Here is a 1,935-nt window from a genome sequence, read left to right on the forward strand (position 1 = left end):
GCGCTAGGTTCAGATTTTTATAATGGGCAGGTCAGGGCGCGGGTATTGAGCTTGAAACTCAGGTAACCTTTTTCCCGCTCCTCATCGGCCTGAAAGTAGTTGGTGCGCAGCATGGCGTTGATCACGCCCAGGTAGTGGCGCAGGATGCGGTCTTCGTCGAGGTTTTCGACGGTCTCCAGCGCGGCCAGGATATCCGCTGCCAACAGCTGCCCCAGTGCCTTGCTGCCCGCCGGTGCCTGGGGGTCGAAGCGGGCATTGAACAGCGCCAGTAACTGACGGCAGATCTGCGGATTGCGGTACAGCGCCTGCTCTATATAGTGCTGACTGAACGGCAGTCCCAATTGCAGCAGGTACTTGCACAGGGCCCGCAGCAGGGTGACCTGATGGTAGGAAATGCCGGCACGCAGTATTAGCTGGTTGAAGCGGTCGTCTTCCAGTTCGCCGTAGTAGGTACGAATAAAACTTTGCTGGAACTGCTCCCGCAGGCCGCTGTTGCCGAGGTCAAATTCGGTTTCGCTGTCGAGGCGAAAATCGATGATCCAGAACGCCTGCTCGCCCTCTGCGCCAATGGCGTAGGGTGTGGCATCGAGTACCCGAACACCCAGGTGCTCCAGGATCGGCAATACGTCGGACAGCGCCAGGCTGTGGCCGCGTCCCAGCACCTTGAAACGCACAGGGCCTGTATCGGGGCGGTACAGCTGGGTGGTCAGGGCCGCGTGCAGGGCGTTGAGCTCTCGGATGTCGGCCACCGCCGTACGAGGGCTGTGATGGTCGCGGTAGGCGGCTGGAAACTGCGGCCCAAAACGCTCAAACAGTCGATTAGCTTCGACTTCGTCAAAGTTGTGCAGCAGCGCCTGGTGCAACTTGTCCTGCCAGCTCTGAATGGCATCGGCGATCAGGCTGCGCAGCTGGTCGCGGTTGTACTCCTGGCGATGGGCCTGCTTGCAGTGAATGCTGAACTGGATCATGGCCAGCGGCTGCTCGCTCAGGCGCACGCTGTATTCAGCGCTGTGCCCGTGCAGCTGGCGCAGCAATATGTCCTGCACGCGGATGCGAACGTCGGTGGTGTATTGATCCCGTGGTACCAGCATCATGACGTTGATAAAGCGGCCATAGGTGTCGGGCCGCAGAAAGATGCCAAAGCGGCGCTGTTCCACACACTCCAGCATGCCGTTGATGGATTCGTGCAACTGTTCGTAGCTGGCCTGCAGCAGCTCGTCCCGCGGGTAGCCGTAGATGATATGGCGCAGTGCCTTGTAGCCGTGGGTGTCGTCTGGCATGCCGCAGGCGTCGAGCAGGCGCCGCACGCGCTGGCGAATACGCGGAATCTGGGTAATGGGCGTGTCGTAGGCCTTGCTGGAGTAAAGCCCGAAAAATCGCCACTCGCCTATGACCTGGCCCTCGGATGATGTCTGCTTTACACCTATGTAATCGAAGTGCGCCTGCTGCTGCACAGTGGAGCGGGTGGATGACTTGGTCAGTACCAGCATCTCGGGCGCTTCCAGCTGGCGGCTGAGGTGGTCATCCAGCTCCAGGGTCCGCTGGGACTCGGTAATGGGATCGCGAAAGCAGCCCAGGCCGCTGCCGTCCTCGTAATGCAGCCGGTAGCGTTTGCCTTCGACGGCTTCGACCCGGTAATAGCGAAAGCCGACAAACAGGAAGTAACCATCGGCCATCCAGCGCAACAGTTCCACGGCCTCGTGATTGTCCTCGCACAGGCTGCAAGCTTCGCTTTTCTCGCACCAACTGGCAGCCTCTTCGACCCGTGCCAGCAAGGGTTTCCAGTCTTCTACTGTGTAGCGTACATCCTGCAGCACTTGTTGCAGACGCGATTCGAGGTGTTCCAGTACCTGGGGGCTGCTCTGGCGGTCGACTTCAAAGCGCACCAGTGTTTCAACGATATGCCCAGGTGCATCCTCGGTGTTGTCGCACAGT

General features: G+C 59.8%; 1 protein-coding gene. It reads right to left on the reverse strand.

Translation table 11 applies throughout. The annotated features are described in order from the left end of the window. Nucleotides 1-17: 17 nt before the first annotated feature. Nucleotides 18-1,935 (reverse strand): NAD-glutamate dehydrogenase domain-containing protein (locus tag MPRO_RS02745; protein WP_245635013.1); only part of this gene is annotated, 1,918 nt, incomplete at its 5' end.

Source organism: Marinobacterium profundum (genome assembly GCF_001528745.1).
Lineage (GTDB): Bacteria > Pseudomonadota > Gammaproteobacteria > Pseudomonadales > Balneatricaceae > Marinobacterium_A > Marinobacterium_A profundum.